At 63.3% G+C, this 1,707-nt stretch carries 2 protein-coding genes; both read right to left on the bottom strand.

Translation table 11 applies throughout. The features are described from left to right. Positions 1–31: 31 nt before the first annotated feature. A complete protein-coding gene (locus tag B9Z01_RS34540; RefSeq protein ID WP_085489999.1) occupies positions 32–907 on the bottom strand; it encodes a carbohydrate ABC transporter permease in 876 nt (291 codons plus the stop codon). After that, positions 904–1,707: carbohydrate ABC transporter permease (locus B9Z01_RS34535; protein ID WP_085489998.1), on the bottom strand; the 804-nt coding region annotated here is incomplete at its 5' end. The genes B9Z01_RS34540 and B9Z01_RS34535, both read right to left, overlap by 4 nt.

The following is a 1,707-nucleotide window of genomic DNA, read 5'->3' as shown; positions in this document are numbered from 1 at the left end:
TTCACACCCGCGCCTGTATCCGCGCCTGCCGTCATTTGACCGCCCCGAACGTGAGCCCGCGCACGAGCTGCTTCTGCGACAGCCAGCCGACGATCAGGATCGGCGCGACCGCGAGCAGTGACGCCGCGGACAGCTTCGCCCAGAACAGCCCCTCGGGGCTCGAATACGACGCGATGAACACGGTCAGCGGCGCCGCGTTCGAACTCGACAGGTTGATGCTCCAGAACGCCTCGTTCCACGACAGGATCACCAGCAGCAGCGCCGTGGACGCCAGCCCCGGCAGCGACATCGGCATCAGCAGATAGACGATCTCCTGCCACGTCGCCGCGCCGTCGATACGCCCCGCTTCGAGAATGTCGCGCGGAATCTCGGCGAAATACGTGAAGGCCATCCACACCGCGATCGGCAGATTGATCAGCGTGTAGACGATCACCAGACCCGACACCGTATCGAGCAGGCCGCTGTTTTTCCACAGCAGGTAGATCGGCACCAGCACGCCGACCGACGGCATCATCTTGGTCGAGAGCATCCACAGCAGCACTTTCTGCGTGCGGCGCGTCGGGAAGAACGCCATCGCGTAGGCCGCCGGCACCGCGAGAATCAGGCACAGCAGCGTGACGCCCACCGAGATCAGCACCGAATTCCACGCGAACGCGAAGTAGTTGCTGCGCGCGAACACCTCGCGGAAACTCTCGAGCGTCGGGATGAAGAAGAGCGACGACGAATAGGCCTGCTGCTCGGTCTTGAACGCGGTGATCGTCATCCAGAAGATCGGGAAGAACAGCAGCAGCGCGACGAGCCAGGCGATCACGCCGGGTATGGCGCGCGAAACCGTCTCGAGCGGCGATCGGGCCGGCACCGCGACAGGCTGCGTCGTCGAGGCTGAAGTAGAGGCAACGTGGCTCATTTTTCGTACTCCCCTTTGAGGTTCTTCGCGAGCATCCGCACGAGGAAGAACGACACGATGTTGGCCAGCACGACCGCGAGAATGCCGCCCGCCGACGCGAGACCGACGTCGAACTGCTGCAGGCCGAGCGAGAAGATCAGGTACGACAGGTTGGTGGTCGCGTCGCCCGGACCGCCGCCCGTGGTCGTATAGATTTCGGCGAAGATCGACAGCAGGAAAATCGTCTCCATCATCACCACGACCGCGATTGCGCGTCGCAGATGCGGCAGCGTGATGTAGAAGAACATCGAGAACGGACCCGCGCCGTCGATGCGCGCCGCTTCCTTCTGCTCCTGGTCGAGCGACTGGATCGCCGTGAAGAGAATCAGGAATGCGAACGGCAGCCACTGCCACGCGACGATCATGATGACCGCGGTGAGCGGATAGTCGGCGAACCAGTCGATCGGCTGCATGCCGAGCGCACGCATGCCCTGCGCGATCAGGCCATACACCGGGTGCAGGATCATGTTCTTCCAGATCAGCGCACTGACCGTCGGCATCACGAAGAACGGCGCGATCGCGAGCAGGCGCGCGACGCCCTGGCCGTAGAACTTGCGGTCGAACAGCACCGCCATCAATACGCCCCCGCCCACGGTGATGACGAGCACCGAGACGATCAGCTCGATCGTGTGCGCGATCGACGGGCCGAACGACGGATCGGTGGCGAGATAGCGGTAATTGTCGAAGCCGGCGAAGCCGCGCAGATCCGGATTCAGCAGGTTGTAGTGCGAGAACGAAAACCAGATCGTCATCGCGAGTGG

The sequence above is a fragment of the Paraburkholderia susongensis genome, assembly GCF_900177725.1.
GTDB lineage: Bacteria > Pseudomonadota > Gammaproteobacteria > Burkholderiales > Burkholderiaceae > Paraburkholderia > Paraburkholderia susongensis.
This window is presented reverse-complemented; position numbering and strand designations above follow the sequence as displayed.